Genomic DNA, 278 nt, shown 5'->3' with positions numbered 1-278 from the left:
ACTCATTACTCAAGTTATGGTTGCAGGAATGGGCACAGTCGCGATGGCTGGTAATGTGATCACTTTCTCGGCGCTACTCTTTATTAATATTCCCGGTAATGCTCTTGCGACCGCTGCTACTATCTTAATTGGGCAACGACTCGGCCAAAACCGTAGTCAGACCGCACAAATAGAAATGCAGTTGCTGTTTTGGCTTGCCAGTATAGCGTTAATCGTGCTGGCGTTAGTCTGCCTCCCCTTTGCTAGTGCGATTGCCCATTTATACACGGATGACCAAG

At 47.8% G+C, this 278-nt stretch carries 1 protein-coding gene; it reads left to right on the top strand.

Features of this window, described 5'->3' with window-relative positions; translation table 11 throughout:
• Window positions 1-28: 28 nt before the first annotated feature.
• A partial coding sequence (locus RMT89_RS42000) for an MATE family efflux transporter (protein WP_315889019.1) occupies window positions 29-278 on the top strand: 250 nt, incomplete at its 3' end.

This window comes from Streptomyces sp. P17 (genome assembly GCF_032436805.1).
Taxonomy (GTDB): domain Bacteria; phylum Actinomycetota; class Actinomycetes; order Streptomycetales; family Streptomycetaceae; genus Streptomyces.
The sequence above is the reverse complement of the archived record's forward strand: the minus strand, read 5'-3'. Positions and strand labels throughout refer to the sequence as shown.